Consider the following 18669-nt stretch of genomic DNA (forward strand, 5'->3'; position numbering starts at 1 on the left):
ATAACTTTGTTTAGAGCAATTAGAAAAAGGTGTTTGATTAATCTTTTGGGTGTTTTTTTTGCAAACCTTATTCCTTATAAATAGGGGCAAGATTCTCGTTTCAGGATGCTCGCTTTCCGTGGGGCGTGCGATGAGCCTCCTCAGCGCAAGCGTAGCCCCGCGGAAAGCGAAGCAACCCCCCACAATAAAAAACAAGCCTCCCATTTTATTGTTCTAAACCGAATCCTATCAAGATTTGCAAACACATTTGAAGGTGTGAAGTTTGAGTTATTAAAAATAGGATATTCTTAGAAACCAGCCATCATACAAAAAGAAGGTATCTTAAAGATTAACTTCAAGATACCTTCTCAAGCTTTATGTCTAATAATAAAAATAGGATGAATTAACTCGCCTCTTGTGGCTCCTTTTTAAAACTATTTAATGCTTCTACCATTTCATAACAAGCATCGAGCCATTTATCTGTTTCAATGCCCTTCACATGAAGAACCATTTTTAATTTTTTCCCGTCCATTCCTAGGCCAATCATTCTTCCATATTTAGAGCTCTTTTCAAAAATCTTTTGTCCATCCAAAAGACTGCTGCTTTCTTCTGATAAAAGAATGAGCACTTCTTCTTTTGTTTGTTTTATCAACTCTACTCCTGCTTGCTTTCCATATACCTTCATTTCCGTTAATTTAAATAAATAGGCTACCTCAGCAGGATAATCACCAAAACGGTCTATCATCTCCTCTTGAAGCTCGCTTACTTCCTCTAAGGACGTAACCCCTCTGAACCTTTTATACATTTCAATTTTTTGCTGCCCATCATTAATATAGAAGTCTGGAATATATGCATCAATATCTAAATCCAATTCTATTGTCTGATTTCTCTGTTCATCAAAGGTTCCTTTTCTTTCTTCAATTGCTTCCTTCAACATTTGTGAGTATAAATCAAAACCAACAGAATCGATAAAGCCATGCTGCTGGGCACCTAATAAATTACCTGCGCCTCTAATAGTCAGGTCTCTCATGGCGATTTTAAATCCGGAACCTAACTCTGTAAATTCTTTAATTGCATGTAATCGTTTTTCTGCTACTTCTGTTAATACTTTATCTTTCCGATAAGTGAAATAGGCATATGCCACTCGATTTGACCGCCCAACTCTTCCTCTTAATTGGTACAGTTGGGATAATCCCATCCGATCTGCATCTTGAACAATTAGGGTGTTAACATTTGGTATATCTACACCTGTCTCAATAATCGTTGTACTCACCAGTACATCGTACTCTCCTTCAAGAAAGCTTAGCATCACAGATTCTAATTCATTTTCTGACATTTTTCCGTGAGCATACGTCACTTTCGCATCAGGAACTAACATAGATATTTCCTCTGCTTTTCTTTCAATATCTTCCACTCTATTATAAAGAAAATAAATTTGGCCATTACGTGCTAGTTCTCTCTCAATCGATTCTCTTACAAGTCCCCCGTTATACTCCATAACATAGGTCTGAATGGGAAAACGATTTTCTGGAGGAGTCTCAATTACAGAAAGATCTCTTACTCCAAGCATGGACATATGCAATGTTCTTGGAATAGGAGTAGCTGTCAACGTCAGCACATCAACATTTGTTTTTAGCTGTTTGATTTTCTCCTTATGCGTAACACCAAACCTCTGTTCTTCATCTATTATTAATAAACCTATATCTCGATACTGTATATCTTTTGAAAGGATTCGATGTGTACCTACAACAATATCAATTGTTCCTGCTTTTAATCCTTTCAAAGTTTCCGTTTGCTGCTTTCTTGTTCTAAATCTGCTTAACAAACCTATTTCAATCGGATAATCTTGAAAACGTTCTCTCAATGTTTCGTAATGTTGTTGTGCTAAGATAGTCGTTGGTACTAGAAATGCAACCTGCTTGCCGTCAGCTATCGCTTTAAACGCAGCACGAATAGCCACTTCCGTTTTTCCGTAGCCAACATCTCCACAAAGAAGACGATCCATCGGTCTTTCACGTTCCATGTCCTTTTTAATCTCATGAATAGAACGAATCTGATCATCTGTTTCTTGATAAGCAAAAGATAATTCAAATTCCTTTTGCATCTCTCCATCCGGAGAAAATCCGTATCCTACAGAGGCTTCTCGCTCAGCATATAGCTTAATTAAATCGTCTGCAATATCTTGTACCGAGGATTCAACTTTCTTTTTCACTCTCTTCCAATCATTGCCGCCAAGCTTATAAATTTTCGGTTCCTTGCTTTCTGATCCAACATATTTTTGTACCAAGTTTATTTGTTCAACAGGTACGTATAATTTATCGCTTCCTTGATACCTTAAATGAAGATAATCTTTATGCACCCCATTAATCTGCAACGTTTCAATTCCTAAATATCTGCCTATTCCATGATTAACATGAACAACATAGTCTCCAACTTTTAATTCCGAATAACTTTTTATTCTTTCCGCATTCGAAAGCTTTTGTCTTCTTTTCGAGCTCTTTTTTGTTTTTGTTTTAAATAATTCCTCTTCTGTGATTACCGCCATTTTTAAAATTGGAAGCTCAAATCCTGACTGTAGATTTCCTTCTACAAGCTGAACTTCTCCTTTTAAAATGGATTGGTTCTCACCCTTTATAATAGACTTGATTTCATAATCACGAAGTACTTGTTCTAACTTTTCAACTCGTTCCTGATCATTTCCTAACACGATAACAGAGAATTGGTTCTTCTTCCATCGTTCCATTTCTGTCCTTAATACATTCATCTGCCCATGAAAGCTTTGCATTGGTTTACACGAAATATTGATAATATTTTGCGGGTTCGTATTTGGTACATGGCGTAAAAATAAAGACATGTATACAATAGGCTGCTTAGAACGATGCAAAAGATCGTTAATATTTTGAGAAAGAGTCATCCCATGAATAATCTCTCCATCACTCAGCAGGCTTGTATACCAATCTGCTTCTTCCTTTTCTAACGTATCATTCATTTCTTGAACTCTACTAATTTCATCAATAAATATTAGGCCATTTTCAGGTAAATAATCTATTAAACTCGTTTGTTCTCCGTAAAGAATCGATAAGTATTTATACAGTTTCTCTGGCTTTTGGCCATTTTTTAATTGCTCTATTTCATGTCCAATCGACTGCGTTAATAATGTTTTTGTTTCTGTATCTTTTATCTTTTTTAAGCTTTTTGCTAAACCTGCTTCCAGCTTTGCAATAAAGGAATCCACCGCTTCTTCTTGAAAAAGGATTTCAGTAGCAGGACCAATCGCTATTTTGGTCAATTTTTCTTTTGAGCGTTGATCCTCCAACGAAAAGGAACGAATAGAATCTATTTCGGTATCAAATAATTCAATACGCAGAGGGTCTTCTTCTGTTAAAGGGTAAATATCAATGATTCCCCCTCTGACACTAAATTCACCTGGCGCAGAAACCATATCATTCCGGACATATCCCATTTCGATAAATAATTTTAATTGCTTTTCCAACTCTATTTCTTCGCCGACTTCTAATAAAACTTGGCTATCCTTCCAAAGATTTGTTGGAGGAAGCAGCTTTCTTAACCCAGAAACAGGTACAATCATGATTCCATTTGATTCTTTTGTCCAGTGATTTAATGCCTCAATCCTATTCGCTTTTAATTCTGGACTAGCGATACTTACTTCTGCTGCAATCAATTCATTAGCAGGATACAAATAGACATCTTTCTCATCAATTAAATTAGTAATATCATCATAAAGTTTTTGTGCCTGTAGTAAATTATGGGTTACCACCAATAAAGGTTTTTTTGTTTGCTCATATACAGATGTTAAAAACATTGTTCTAGAAGAACCAGATAGACCAGAAATTAATTGTTCATGCAAACCTGCTTCAAAACCAGAAACCAAGGTCTGAATTTCTTCTTGTTGGTTAAATAACGTTTTCAGCCCTAACAATAGATTTGTCCCTCCCTACACAAAGATATAGTATCTTTTGCATTTTATTATCTTTTCTCTATAACACTAGGCCATCAAGTCTATATTCTTGCTATTTTTGTATAGCCTTTAAGCCTTTTATCTTTCCTATACTATTTTTGTTTATTTCACCAAACGAAAATTTCCACCAGTCTATTTTTATGTGGATGAACTGATGGCATTTCTTAAACTTATTCAATTAAAGTACTTCTTTGATTTTTAAAAGGTCGAGCATCAACTTCAAATTGACAACCTCTTCCCTCATACTTGTCTCCTGTCTGCCCTTTATTTAAAGAGGAGTCTCAGAAAACTTATACTTTCTTACCTTATAAAAAAAGTGCTAGTGATTGTATATACGCTATCTACTGCTTATATTCCTGCTAAAATGGTTAATTGTTAATTAGACTTTCTTCTAAATTCAAATGGAAAACGAGGGTGCCCTAAAGCGCTGATTCTATTTTAAAGTCAATAAGAATCAGACTATACGCTTAGGAATACCCTCTTTTTCTAACACTTGCTATTAACCATAACGTCTAGTCATTTCACAATGCCACTAATGAATTAAATAATCATTTTCATAATAATTAGGATTCTTCATCAGAGATTCTTGACAATCTTCACATATTGACTTGATAAAAATTTCTCCATTTTCACTATAATTAATCATTTCAGAGCGATCTACATCTGTCAATACATGTAATCCTAAACGATTTGTTTCTACTGTATCTGAATCAATTGTTCCGATTTTCACTCCACAATGTCTACAATGATAATGTATAGCCAAGTAAAAACCTCCTTATACATCAAAAATACTATTGTTAGTATTTACTTATAAGAAGAATTTCATACCTTACTAAAAAAGCGGAAGCAACCATTTTGGAGAAAATGAATACACTTAAACTCTATTCCATTATATGACATGATAATCAAACAATGTGAATTTTTCTTAAATAGAGATTTTTCCTTTTAGCCAACTAGTAGATGTTTTTTTAATATCAGAGTGTATATACTCCAATACATCACTGTCTAGTGCGGGATTCCACGCAAGACGCCGAAATGCTTTTTCTGTGAAAATAAAACGGGCGAGTGGCTATTCTGGGTATCTGTATAATACAGTAACGTGTTCTATTTGATAGGGCGGGTACAGGATTTTGGTGTAAAGAAAATCTTGAAGCGTGGACTTCTAGAAAAAAGACAATAGTAAAGAAAGGGTGTGACCTCAATTTTTTAAAAAAATCACAACCTTAATAGAGTATTGTAATGGAAGGTCGTCTAACCAGCTAGACGTGGTTCAGAGAAGTGTTGCTTATTAATAAATAGGGTATATATAATTCTTAAAACTTTATGTGCAATAGCCTGTAAAGCTTTTTTCTTTCCTCTTCTTGCAGATAGAGACCAAAAAACATTTGACATTGAGGTATTTTTCGACCTTGATATAGCCCAAGCAACCTCACAAAGAGCAGCTTTTATATGTGGGTTTCCTTGAACGCTTTTGGAACTTTTCTTTTTACCAGCACTTTCATTATTGCCAGGTGATACACCAGCCCAAGAAGCTAAATGTCTTGATGAAGGGAATTGGCTCATATCTGTTCCGATTTCCGCAATAATAACAGCAGCTGTGTGTTCCTTTATACCTGGGATAGATAAAAGTATTTCTTTTTCTTCTTGATAGGAATGAAGCAGGGTATCTATCCTATTTTCAAGTTCTTGAATGGAAGTTTCCAAATACATGATATGATTCCAAGAGCTTTTAATCATAAACATTTGATGTTCATTTAATGTTCCGAAAAGAGAATCGGAAATGGTATCAGCCTTCTTGCGGAGAGAATGATGGATATTGGCATCAACATCAGCCTTATCAAGGTATCCATTATCGACTAACTGTTTCAAAAGTTTACGTCCAGAAACCCCAAAGATATCAGAAATAACTGAACCAAGCTTTATGTTTGAACATTCGAGGACCTTTGAAATTCTATTTTTTTCAGCTGTTAAGTTACCAACCCATTTCTTGCGTAAACGGTTCAAATCTCTTAATTCCCGAAGATCTTGGGAAGGGACAAAGCTTTTTTCAATCAATCCATGACGAAGAAGCTTGGCAATCCATTCTGCATCTGAAACATCGGTCTTACGACCAGGAACGTTTTTAATACGTTGGGCATTGGCCACAGTAATATCGAAATATCCTTCAAGGATGTTGTATACCGGCTTCCAATAGATTCCGGTACTTTCCAGAGCAATGTGTGTAATTTGTTTTTCTTCTAACCACTTTAATAAATCAAATAAACTTTTGGTTAAAGTGGAAAAAGTCTTGGTTTCTTTTTGAATGGATTCATTATTAGTGCCAGTTAGGGCACAAACTACAATCTCTTTTTGATGAACATCCATTCCGGCACAATGGGTTAATAAAATGTCCAAATAAAACAACCTCCAAAGTAGTGTCTATGGAAAGTGGAATAAGCTTGGTCAAACAGCATTTTTCTGTACGTGATCATCCTCAAAAATTGAAGAGTCAACAAAGGGGTGTACACAAGGCAAATTCCAAACAGTTTCTTATACAGGGTCGAACCACCACAAAAGCGCACGTAAAGATTACTTCCCATAGCATTAATCAGTATGGAAAAATGGACAAAAAAGTAAAACCCCGGCTTAGAAAAAATTTTCATGCCGGGGTGTGAGTGTGAAATCATGTGTGTTTCTTATTGAATATTATATTTATTCATCACTTGTAAAAAGGGTTCCTTCGTCCATTCCCCACAAGCATCCGAACATTTTTTAATAATTGTTTCCAATATTGCTTGTTCTTCTTTCGTGAACTTGCCTAATACATAATCAGTAACCTTCATACCATTTTTTGGCCTGTCAATCCCCACTCGGATTCGATTGAATTTTTCAGATCCTAGATGGGCGATAGTAGATTTAATGCCATTATGGCCACCAGAACTACCTTTTTGTCTTAATCTTATTTTTCCTACTGGTAAATCTAAATCATCGTAAATAACAACAATATCTTCTAGTGCAATATCATAATAATCTGCCAGAGGGCGTATGGATTCTCCAGAAAGATTCATATATGTAAGCGGTTTTAATAAGATCACCTTTTCTCCACTAATGATCCCCGTTCCAAATATCCCTTTAAATTTTGCTTTCTCTAAAGGAATTGTATACTCTTTAGCGATGTACTCAATAATGTCAAAGCCAATATTATGCCTTGTATTTTCATATTGTTTTCCAGGGTTCCCTAATCCAACAATTAATTTCATATAAACCACCCTTTGCAAAAAAATGTTTACTACGTACGTATTCAAAGGAAGAACATCCATACACAGAAGTCCGAAGCGCTTACTTAGCAGGCTCCTTGAGAATTGGAGTAGAAGAATGCAGCGTAAGGATTAGAAAGCTATAGGGGATCAAATCTTTTGATAGAGCAATATACAGAAAAAGAAGCTTTCATCCAAAAAACATTTCTAATTGGACAAAACCTCTCGTTCCGCATATATGAAAAAACACATGTATCTTGGTAAATCCCATAAAAAATATTCATTTAAATCAAGGAAAATGAATATTCGCGATAAAGGATTATTTTTCAGAAGGTGCCTTACTCGAAGATAATTCACCGCTCCCTTCGAGTCTAGGCAGCACCGGCATTTCATATCCTATCACTTTAAAAAAGCGGCTAAACTTCAGAAGCTTCTGCTTTTCTTTCCTTTAAAGATTGCTGAACTGTACTTATTAATCATAACAAATTTAGCATAAAGGAAAAAAGGGCAGAAATAAACTTTTTTTACTCAACTGTCTCTTTTTCCGTTTCTCTGCCTTCTAAGTTATCTGGGGCTCCTTCTTCTTGCTGTTCTCCTGTACTAATTTCTTCTTCTTGTCTAGGAGCAAGAATAGATGCGATTACTTCGTCTTTTTCATGATTAATCTCTAAAGATTTATATTCCTTAATATCAGCTATTGTAATCGTTTCTCCTACTTGCAATTCACTAACGTCTATCTCGATGGCAGCTGGAATATCATTTGGTTTTGCTGTTACTTCGACTTCATGAAGTGGTTGTTGCAATACACCGCCATCCTTTACCCCTGCTGCATCTCCAATTAGAGAAACCTTAACTGTAGCTGTTATTTCTTTCGATAAATCGATAGCAAGAAAATCAACATGCAGTATATTTCTTTTAATAGGATCTGAAAGATAATCACTTAGTACTACATTATATTTTTGTCCATCGATAGCTAATTCAATTACGCCATTTCTTCCCACGTTTTTAATTGTTTTTAAAAATTCAATTTCACTTAAATAAATAGATGTACTCTTCGTTTTCGATCCGTATACTACTCCAGGTATATTTCCTTCTTTACGAATTCCTGTTAAAGTTGAATGTTTAAATTCTGTGCGTTCTTTAGCCTGTAATAATGTACTCATAATTTTAATCTTCACCTTCCATTATTTTTTCAAAGACACTCTTATTAAAAAATGCCCTAATTCAGGAAAATTTAAACATAAAACTTTTTTCTAAAATTAACAAACAAAAAATCCTCTCAAAAAAAAACAGGGAAAATAACGGTATTAGAAAAAGAAGAGGCCGCTCTCTAGGAGAAAGCGACTTAGATGTAGACAAAGGTTTCTTCAGCTTATTAATCAAATAAAAAACTTACTGATTGATCAGAATGAACTCTAATAATTGCCTCACCTAAAAGTTCTGCTACTGATAATTGTATAACATTATCAGACAGTTTTTCTTTGTCGAGTTCAATAGAATTAGTTACAACAAGTTCTTTTATTTTTGAATTCTTAATTCTTTCCATTGCTGGTCCTGATAATACAGGGTGTGTACAACAAGCATACACTTCTTTTGCTCCATTTTCAGCAAGAGCATTAGCACCAAGAGTAATTGTTCCTGCCGTATCAATAATATCATCAATTAAAATCGCTATTTTCCCATCAATATTACCAACGATATTCATCACTTCAGCCACATTTGGGCGCGGGCGTCGTTTATCAATAATAGCAATTGGAGCTTTTAGTCTTTCTGCAAGTTTTCGTGCTCTTGTAACACCACCATGATCTGGAGAAACAATGACAATATCTCCATCAAAATCACGTTTACTGAAATAATCGCCTAAAATAGGAACCCCCATAAGGTGGTCAATCGGAATATCAAAGAAGCCTTGAATCTGCGGAGCATGTAGATCTAAAGTAATGACACGTGTTGCTCCTGCAGTTTCTAATAGGTTTGCAACCAACTTAGCTGTAATTGGTTCACGAGCTCTTGCTTTTCTATCTTGCCTTGCATATCCATAATATGGTATAACTAAGTTGATTGTTTTTGCAGAAGCCCGTTTTAAAGCATCGATCATAATTAATAATTCCATGATATGCTCATTAACAGGATTACTAGTGGATTGAATAATGTACACATCACATCCACGAATACTTTCTTCGATATTTATTTGAATTTCACCATCACTGAATCGGGTAACAGAGCACTTTCCTAATTCTACTCCAATAGAATGAGCAATCTCCCTAGCTAAAGCTGGGTTTGAATTTAAGCTAAACACCTTCAAATTTGGATCTAAATTCTTAACTGACATCCTGAACCTCCATAGACTTATTCCTAACTAAATAGGTTGTCCTATCTTAGTGAAGAAATAAGAAGCATTGTCATTCTTCTTATTTCCCTATAATTACTTTTCTTCTTTTTTAACATAGTTCTCTTTATTAACTTGACGAGCCCGAGCAATGGAAAGGGCACTAGAGGGGACATCCTCTGTAATAGTGGAGCCTGCCGCAACATAAGCTCCCATTCCAATTGTAACTGGTGCAATTAAATTAGAATTACAGCCTACAAATGCGCCATCTTCAATTGTTGTTAAAAATTTATTTTTCCCATCATAGTTAACCGTTATTGTTCCACATCCGATATTAACATCACTGCCGACCTTGGCGTCTCCTACATAGCTCAAGTGTGATGCTTTGCTTCTTTTTCCAAAATCCGCTTTTTTAAGCTCAACAAAATTACCAATCTTTACCTCATCAGCGATATTAGATTGGGGACGAATATGAGCGAATGGTCCAATATTTACTTCTGATCCTATCTTACTGTCATGTGCTACAGATTGTTTAATGCTTGTATTCTTTCCAATTATACAGTTTTTTATTTCTGTATTTGGTCCTATCATACAGTCGGAATCTATTGTCGTATGACCAGAAAGTATCGTTCCAGGCATAATGACTGTATCTTCTAAAATGGTCACATCTGAATCTATATACGTATTGGCTGGATCTATGATGCTAACTCCATTACGCATATGTGCTTCATTTATTCTTTTCTTCATGATTCGTTCTGCTTCTGCTAATGCAACACGATCATTTACCCCTAATGTTTCTTCAAAATCATCTGTTTGAAAGGCTGACACTATATCACCTTGATTTTTTAATATCTCAATAACATCAGGCAGATAATATTCTCCTTGAACATTTTCATTGGATACTTGATTCAAAGCTTGAAATAATGACAAATTATCAAAGCAGTAAGTCCCTGTGTTAATTTCAGTGATCTTTCTTTCCTCTTCTGAGGCATCTTTATGTTCAACAATCTTTTCTACTTCGCCTGACTCATTCCGAATAATACGGCCATAACCACTCGGATTGTGCGCTACTGCTGTTAATATAGTTGCTTTAGCAGATGTATTTTCATGATGTTTAAACAGCGACTCGATTGTCTCATGCTTTATTAGAGGTGTGTCGCCACATATAACCAAAGTTACTCCCTCTTTGTTCTCAAGAAGCTCTTTTGTTTGGATGACTGCATGCGCTGTCCCTAACTGCTCTGCTTGAAAAGCATAGTTGACTTTATCACCAAGCTGTTTCTTAACTTGTTCAGAACCGTGTCCAACGACCGTAACAATATCCTTAATATGAAGATTTGAAACTTGGTCTACAACATGCTTCACCATCGGTTTTCCGCATACAGGATGGAGTACTTTATATAATTTCGACTTCATTCTAGTTCCTTGTCCTGCAGCTAATATGACTGCGTAACGAGTTAACATTCACAGGCCTCCAATATAACCTTTTTATCCATTAAAAATATTATCTTAAAAAGTCTTTGATTTCAAGAAATGATTCAACTATTTAAGCTTATTTCTCGAAAAAAAAGGGGTTTTAATAAGGTTTTATCCCTTTTAACTTTTTTTATTTTTTTTGACAAGATTATTTGAGGACACCGTATATTTGAAAAGCAGATCATTACTTTTCTTTTGTCTATCTTGAAAAAAGGGTTTGGCTCTCTCAATAATTCCGCAGCCGGTATACACTTCGCTTTCCATGGGGCTGCGCCTGAGCCTCTGCGTGGTTGTCTTACAAGTAAATAATTCTTTGTTATCCTTCTATGAAAATTTTTTGATCTACTAGTAAAATAAGGAGTCTAATGCAATGGAAGAATATTTATGCATAAAAAAAGAGCCTTACTCATTGGAAGTAGGCTCTAGCTGCAAAATATTTTTAGGAAGCACCAGCTTCTTCAAATTCAACTTCTAATTCACCTAAACGGTGGTACTCTGCTAAAACAGCTTCTTGGATTTTACCTCTTGTACCGGAATTAATTGGATGCGCAATATCTCTGAACTCTCCATCAGGTGTTCGTTTACTAGGCATGGCTACAAATAATCCATTATTTCCATCAATAACCCTAATATCGTGAACAACAAATTCATTATCAAGAGTGATGGAGGCAATAGCTCTCATTCGTCCATCTGTATTAACTCGGCGTAGCCTTACGTCAGTTACTTCCATTCTGTTCACCACCTTTGCTAGAAGATAAAATCTAGTTAAGTAATTCAACAGAACTTTCCTAACTCCTTCTAAAATGGTGAAATTTTTTAGAATATTTAGGATAAATTGATGAAAATTGCTAAAATATAGAATAATATCTTTATTTTAGCAATTTTACCGGAAGAACAGAAACTATTCTTGTCATCTTTTTTGACAAATAATATTATCTATACCCATTTTAGCTGATTGTCTTCTTCAGAGAAAACGACCTTTTTTAGTCTTTATTTACAAAGTGCAATAACTTCTACTTCTACCAACACATCTTTAGGCAACCTTGCTACTTCTACACAAGAGCGAGCTGGTTTATGTGAATGGAAATATTCTCCGTAGACTTCATTAATCGCAGAAAAGTCCTCCATATTTTTAATAAAAACAGTTGCTTTTACTACTGTTTCAAATGATGCATTTGCAGCTTCTAATACAGCACCTAAATTTTTAAATACTTGATGTGTTTGTGTTTGTACGTCGCCCTCAACTAGTGTCCCTTCTGCAGTTAAAGGGATTTGACCTGAGCTGTAAAACATATTATTAACAATGATGCCTTGACTATATGGACCTATTGCTTGTGGTGCATTATTTGTTTGTACTACTTTCATTTGTCATTCCCCTTATCATTTATTATTTATCAAAGTAATTTCCTATTTCCACAGAAATTCTTTTTTCTTTAACATCGACTCCAGATAACTTTACCAAGGATAAATAATCATCCACAAGTCTTTCTTCTGCCTCTTCCGCCTCAACTAAAACAGCAATTCCAGCTAAAATAGCATTAAATTCTTCCAATAAGCTGATCATGCCGTTTACGGTACCGCCTGCCTTCATAAAATCGTCGACAATTAATACCTTGGATCCTTCCTCCAGACTTCTTTTGGAAAGTACCATTGTTTGTATTCTTTTTGTTGAACCAGAAACATAGTTTATACTAACAGTAGAACCTTCTGTTACCTTGCTGTCTCTTCTCACCATGACAACAGGGACATTTAAGTAGGCTGCTACTGCATACGCCAGTGGTATTCCTTTTGTAGCAACTGTCATTACTACATCAATTTTTGTATCTGCAAAAGCAGATGCGAATAATTTTCCGACTTTTTGAACAAGAGCTGTATTACCTAATATATCAGTCATATATAGATAACCACCTGGTAAAAGTCTTTCAGGACTCATAATGAGCTCACAAAGCTCTTCAATAAAAGGCTTTGTTTCTTGCTCGCTTACTTTCACCTGATACTTAACTCCACCAGCTGCTCCAGGCAAAGTTTGAAGGATTCCTATCCCTCTTTGTTCAAAGGTTTCTTTAATGATTGCTAAATCTTCACTTATAGATGATTTAGCTGAACCATACCTTTCAGCAAAGTAGGATAAGGATACAAGCTGCCTTGGATGCTCTAACAAATAATTCGTCATGTCTATTAAGCGCTCACTACGACGAAATTTCATACAGCGAACCTCCAAAATCCGAATATTTATCGTTAATATTACATCATTATACGTGTTTAATCAAGAGTGTGTCGATTACCTATTATCCGGACTGCAAATACTTGATCGCAAAACCCTCTTAAACCATTATATACACGATTCATTCTAGAATCATGGTGAATTAAGCCAAAAACGGTTGGACCGCTCCCACTCATTAACACTGCATCCGCTCCAAATTTTTTCATTTGTTCTTTAATTTGAGCCACTTCTGAATACAAGTTCAATGTGACATCCTCTAGTACATTTCCTACACTTCTGCACATATTGTCATAAGATCCATCGTATATCGACTGAATCATCTTGTCTGTTTTCGGATGGTCTATCTTTCCAACATCTAGTCTTTTATAGATATCTGCAGTAGAAACTCCAATAAACGGTTTAGCTAACACAACCCAGCAAATCGGCGGCGCAGGGAGTTCTTTAATTATTTCTCCTCTGCCAGTTGCGAGTGCCGTTCCACCGTACACACAGAAAGATACATCCGAACCTATTTCAGAACCTATTTCCGCCAACACATCTATAGATAACCCGAGATTCCATAGTTTATTCAGCCCTCGAAGAACAGCTGCGGCATCACTACTTCCGCCTGCAAGCCCTGCTGCTACCGGAATATTTTTCTCAATCTTTATTGTCACCCCTTTTGTAATATTAAATTTATCCTTTAATAGCTTTGCAGCTTGATAAGCTAGATTCCTTTGGTCATCTGGAACAAATCTGTTAAGAGAAATAATTTTTATTTCATCTTTTTCTTCTAATGTAAGCTCTAATCTATCAGCTAAATCAATGGTCGTCATAATCATTTCGACCTCATGATACCCATCTGGCCTCTTATTGAGGACATCTAATGATAAGTTTATCTTAGCTGGTGCTTTTACCAAAAGCTTCAATATTTCCACCTACTTAATTTTCTTTGTCTCCATTTTTTGTCCTATTTTACCACAAATAAGAAAAGCATAAGCGGTCAGTTTGTACTCACTTTATTTTCCTTTTTGGATAAATGCTCACTCGAGAAAGAAAAGGATAAAAAGCAAAAAATAGTGCGAGTATTCACGTTGCTTTACCTTATCAAAGAAGCTCCAAAACAAAATCGACTACCAACACTGCTTCCATCTGCATTCTCCATTAATCGTATGATCCGAGCTATTGAAACATCAGTACTAGTATTTCCTATATATCCGAGCTAACACGAACTACTTTCCTTATTGACTTACTATTTTGAGCCGAGAAAGTTTTCCGCTATAAAAAAGTTGCTTACTTTTTCCAATTACCACTAATTTTTATATGAAATAAAAAGGACACGTTAACATCTATATGGATATAGTGATTTTACCATAAAATAAGCATTTGGTTAGTAGCAACCCTATTGTTTTTTTTACATATTATTCTATCCTATTATCTCTTTATTTAAAAAGTATGTATTCGCTTTATTTTACTATATATAAACTCTGTATCAAAAAGGATACAAAAAGGCGGCTCCACATTTTTATTTATCAGTAAATGTAAGCTTACTAACAAACTAAATGGGAAGCCGCATAAACAGGTACCGTGAATAAATCCATTTTGATGTAAATTCGTGTAAACAAGATGAAATTAAAGGTTACAAAAACTATTCTTGTTTTTGGTTAAGAAGACTCTGTTCGGCTATTTCAATTGCTCTTTTGACCATATTTCCTGCATCTCTTGCTCGTATGCCACCCCAACCGTCTTTTTGAACAACATCATAAAAACCTAGCTCTTTTGCTAATTCTTCTTTTAATCCTTCAGACATAACACCTTTCCGTCTACTCAAAGTGAATCGCTCCTTTCATTATCCACGGTGTTTATAGTATATATCCTCTTTGTTATTTCATAAGTATTATTTCTTACCAGTTTTTTATTTTAAACATCCCGTAAAAATGAAAAAGCAGTAAACCTGTGTTCACTGCAGTTCAAAGCAATATCTATTAACTTAAAGCAACTTGTCCTGATGTATCTTCAAAGAAGGTAATTTGAACCGTTTCTGTTAAAACATCCGCATAGCTGTATGATACACGTTCAAATGCATTTTCATCCTGATCTAATTCAACCACAAAAACAGATGGATAAGTCTCTGCTAGTACACCAGAACGTTCTATAGTCTTGCGACGTCCACCATTGGCTTTTAGCATAAGTCTCTTCCCTAAATTTGAATCAAGAGCTTTTTTTATATCTGATAATGTTTTCGCCATTCGGTCCACCTCACTGTGTAAAGTATATCACACTGACACAACAGAGTCAAACAAAAATATAAATTATACAGCTCCGAGGAGTAAACTTTGATAAAAAAATGTGAAAGATGTTAAAGTAACTTATTCACATGTAAAAATTTACCATTGTCATTTTCGTCCTTTTTACCAAAAAAGACAAGCCAATTTCGTCATTTCCATTGTGAAATTGTGGATAACTACTTTTCTCTTTCCCAACACCACATCCTTTTGTTATAATTATGGCACTAGGTAAATCTAATTTGCATTGGTTTTCCCAGTTGTACTATATCCTCGTTTGTTAGTGTTTGCCCGCGCAAGGCTTCTAACAGTCGCGAGGATATTTCTTTTACCGTTTTTTTGACGCGCTTCAATGCTTTCGACCCTTGCTCATGAAGCACCATTATGATTTCTGTAATCTGGGCCAATAAATAATGATTTTTCATGGCATTGTAATTTTTACTGCTTGCGTGTTGAATGTGATAGCGTAGGTTTTTTTGTCTGTTAAATCCCTCGTTTTCTATTTTCCAACGGCTTCGTCCAGTGTTAACGAGCCTTTTGGCATTCTTTTTTGTGATTTTTATGTTGGTAAGGAAAAGAAACTTTTGTTTTCCCTTTTTCGTCTCCATTTCGTATTCCAGCACACTTTGTTGATGTTCCCTATAAACAATTCCGTTCACCCAAGTAATTCTTCCTTGTTGGCTATCTTCATTTATATTCAAGACATTGTCTTCCATATTTTTTAATACCTGAAACTCACTGGCAATACTTTTGATGCGATCTTCCTTGAATCGAAATAAATAGTTCCACTTATATTTCTTGCATTGGTTAAAGACCTTTTCACACGCATAAAGACTATCGGCAATGATACAGATGGGCAGCCGTTTGAATGTGTCTTTAAGTCTTGTAGCCAATCGATAAAAAGCATTTAGTTCACAATCTTGTTTCTCCACGTCTTCCGATTCATTTTCAATAAATTCTGAGTCAACACTCAGCACCATATCTCCAACAACCAATTTAGCTTCTAGGACGTGATGCATATAGATGGTCTTTGTTTTTTCTTCACCCGTTTCCTTATCCTTTTCCTTGTAATTTCGTCTCAAGCAGTGGTCACAATGCTTTTCATTAAACGTGAAAATGCCTGTACCATCAATGATAACGCCCCAATATTTCCCCTCAATCCGATAAGAATCAAAGCACCTCTTTTTCAATAATTCTTTGATCATGTACGTTCGGATATGTTCAAGTTCTGCTGGTTTCAACCGAGAAAGAAAATTATTGATTGTGTCATAGTGGGGTAATTCTTCCAAATGTTCAATCCCTAAAATTTTTCCTATATTTTCAATGCACTCGTCCTTGTTGAATTCATTCGTCATTTCACGCATGCTTTTTAGATTACAGGTGTTTTTTAAAATAACCATCATCAAAAGGACTTCTGGGTCATAAATGGTATAGCCCTGGTGTCTTGGATCCTTTACTTTTTTAAGCAACTTATTAAAATCTTTAAAAAAGTGTTTCTGCGTTTTCAGAAACTCGAATAAAAAGTTTATCCCTTTTTCTTTATCACGTTTGTCTTTTCTAGTTATCATAAAAAAAATCCTCCCAAATATCAATATAATAGGGTTTTGTATATCCTAATTATCCTATATTTGGCGAGTGTTAGGTGGAATTATCTCGAAAAACTTTTACTCTTCAGAGCTGTAAATTATAACAGTCTTTTTTAGAAGTTGTCAATATTTTTTATTCTTATTTTTCTCTTATTTTTCAACATTCTTATCATTTCCTAATAGTTTCTTTTTATGTAGAAAAATACATTTTTTAAAAAAATAGTATCAATTCAAGAAACCTGTTATGACTTGAAGGCTTGTCTACTTAAAAAATACATGGATAAAAGAGGGCAAACTAAAATCAAAGCAAACTTAGGCTCTCCCTTCCCCGCTGCAGCTTTAATCGACTCGTATCCTTCCAGCCAGTTAACCATAACACTAGACCACCTGTATGTCGAAGCTAGACAATTAACTAGCTTAATTTCGATATCATTATAAGATTCCATCACTGACACTCGTACGTGCCAATGATGAAATGGGAAAATAAAGTCTATTCTGTGTAATTTATATTATATGGCATTCCGGTTCTAAGTACTCCTTTTGTTTCTAGACCTCCCAGCCCCTTCTCTCCTGTTAATGTATTTCTTAACACATCCCACACATTTACTCGCTCCATAAATGGTGTAAAACTAATCTTTGCAACAATATAAACTGGATCTAATGCATGTATATTTACCCTTGAAGGAGAGCTGGCAAAATTTGCTCCCGCATGTATCAGCGATTCAAAATGTGATTGACAAGCACCTGCAAATATTACTAGTTGATCTAAGTGAGGAATTTTCTTTCGTGCTTCTCTGACAGTCTGAACAAAGTACTTTGAATGACGGTAAGCATTAATATCCTGCTTTCCCCCTAGCGCCTTAGAATAGGCGTCATGCCCTGTAATGACAAGTATATCTGGTCGATAGTAATCAATTAGTTTGCCTATTTTTTGCGGCATCTCTTTTTCATTACAATGTACTCCTGTTACCGGAATCCCAATTTTTTCATATAAAGTTAAGCACTTTTCTAAATAAGTAGAATCACCATCTAAATGCAATACTTTTCCAGGTAATTGAAAATAATTGGTTTGTTTACTATAAGAATCTGTTGTAACGTATTCCTGCTTTTGTCGTAATAAATGGACATCCTGCCGGAATAATTCCAATGATTGCTCTTCTAAAAATTGAAATTCCTGTGATATTTTTCTTTGCATCGGTTTATTGATACGAACTAAGTCTTCATAAGGAGCGTCTGCAATAAGACGAAAATCCTCTCCGTATAAAACAGCAAGCTTTTGTCCATTTTCTTCTTTAATATCAATAATTCGAAAAACGATATCACATTGATATGATTTTCTACCGACGATATCCATGGTATTTATACTCACTGTCGTCACTCCAATTAGCCCTATTACAAGAGCCTTTTGTTTCTTAACCTATCTTTCATACACTATGCAATAGTCTATAAAGTTGTGAGCAGCCATGTTATTTCCTTCTTTTATAAAATTAATTGTTTAATTTCATCCTTAAAGGGCTACTCTGAAAAAGCTTTGGCTCTCTTGAATAGACCGCAGTCTCAGATTAAAAAAAGAAGGTGCCTTATTAGACACCTTCA

General features: G+C 35.1%; 15 protein-coding genes. All 15 read right to left on the reverse strand.

Annotation, left to right across the window (positions count from 1 at the left end):
- Positions 1–382: 382 nt before the first annotated feature.
- The 15 genes from mfd to yabG all read right to left on the reverse strand — a co-directional run bounded on the left by mfd (position 383) and on the right by yabG (position 18442).
- Positions 383–3919, reverse strand: coding sequence for a transcription-repair coupling factor (mfd, locus tag AC5LWL_RS00730; protein WP_493432571.1), 3537 nt, complete (start codon positions 3917–3919; stop codon positions 383–385).
- Positions 3920–4490: 571 nt separating this feature from the next.
- Positions 4491–4721 (reverse strand): anti-sigma-F factor Fin, encoded by a 231-nt coding sequence (fin, locus tag AC5LWL_RS00735; protein WP_493432572.1) that lies wholly within the window; start codon positions 4719–4721, stop codon positions 4491–4493.
- Positions 4722–5209: 488 nt separating this feature from the next.
- A complete protein-coding gene (locus tag AC5LWL_RS00740) occupies positions 5210–6352 on the reverse strand; it encodes an IS110 family RNA-guided transposase (RefSeq protein ID WP_493432573.1) in 1143 nt (380 codons plus the stop codon).
- A 281-nt stretch (positions 6353–6633) separates the two neighbouring features.
- Complete coding sequence (pth, locus tag AC5LWL_RS00745; protein WP_493432574.1) at positions 6634–7197, reverse strand: aminoacyl-tRNA hydrolase; 564 nt, start codon at positions 7195–7197, stop codon at positions 6634–6636.
- A gap of 521 nt (positions 7198–7718) precedes the next feature.
- On the reverse strand, positions 7719–8357 hold the full coding sequence (locus AC5LWL_RS00750; RefSeq protein ID WP_493432575.1) for a 50S ribosomal protein L25/general stress protein Ctc: 639 nt from the start codon (positions 8355–8357) through the stop codon (positions 7719–7721).
- Positions 8358–8569: 212 nt separating this feature from the next.
- On the reverse strand, positions 8570–9526 hold the full coding sequence (locus tag AC5LWL_RS00755) for a ribose-phosphate diphosphokinase (protein ID WP_493432576.1): 957 nt from the start codon (positions 9524–9526) through the stop codon (positions 8570–8572).
- A gap of 93 nt (positions 9527–9619) precedes the next feature.
- Positions 9620–10987, reverse strand: a complete 1368-nt coding sequence (gene glmU, locus AC5LWL_RS00760) for a bifunctional UDP-N-acetylglucosamine diphosphorylase/glucosamine-1-phosphate N-acetyltransferase GlmU (RefSeq protein ID WP_493432577.1) — start codon at positions 10985–10987, stop codon at positions 9620–9622.
- A gap of 451 nt (positions 10988–11438) precedes the next feature.
- On the reverse strand, positions 11439–11729 hold the full coding sequence (gene spoVG / locus AC5LWL_RS00765) for a septation regulator SpoVG (RefSeq protein WP_003347151.1): 291 nt from the start codon (positions 11727–11729) through the stop codon (positions 11439–11441).
- A 260-nt stretch (positions 11730–11989) separates the two neighbouring features.
- Positions 11990–12364, reverse strand: a complete 375-nt coding sequence (locus AC5LWL_RS00770; RefSeq protein ID WP_493432578.1) for a RidA family protein — start codon at positions 12362–12364, stop codon at positions 11990–11992.
- Between the two features lie 22 nt (positions 12365–12386).
- A complete protein-coding gene (purR, locus tag AC5LWL_RS00775; protein WP_493432579.1) occupies positions 12387–13205 on the reverse strand; it encodes a pur operon repressor in 819 nt (272 codons plus the stop codon).
- Between the two features lie 56 nt (positions 13206–13261).
- Positions 13262–14131 (reverse strand): 4-(cytidine 5'-diphospho)-2-C-methyl-D-erythritol kinase, encoded by an 870-nt coding sequence (gene ispE, locus AC5LWL_RS00780; RefSeq protein ID WP_493432580.1) that lies wholly within the window; start codon positions 14129–14131, stop codon positions 13262–13264.
- A gap of 719 nt (positions 14132–14850) precedes the next feature.
- Positions 14851–15033: a small, acid-soluble spore protein, alpha/beta type gene (locus AC5LWL_RS00785; RefSeq protein WP_493432581.1), complete on the reverse strand. Its 183-nt coding sequence runs from the start codon at positions 15031–15033 to the stop codon at positions 14851–14853.
- A 154-nt stretch (positions 15034–15187) separates the two neighbouring features.
- Positions 15188–15451, reverse strand: coding sequence for a biofilm formation stimulator Veg (gene veg / locus AC5LWL_RS00790; RefSeq protein WP_031537121.1), 264 nt, complete (start codon positions 15449–15451; stop codon positions 15188–15190).
- A 263-nt stretch (positions 15452–15714) separates the two neighbouring features.
- A complete protein-coding gene (locus tag AC5LWL_RS00795; protein ID WP_493432582.1) occupies positions 15715–17055 on the reverse strand; it encodes a transposase family protein in 1341 nt (446 codons plus the stop codon).
- Positions 17056–17563: 508 nt separating this feature from the next.
- Positions 17564–18442, reverse strand: a complete 879-nt coding sequence (gene yabG, locus AC5LWL_RS00800) for a sporulation peptidase YabG (RefSeq protein WP_493432583.1) — start codon at positions 18440–18442, stop codon at positions 17564–17566.
- Between the last annotated feature and the right edge of the window lie 227 nt (positions 18443–18669).

Source organism: Niallia sp. WK069_GA_01, assembly GCF_983173855.1.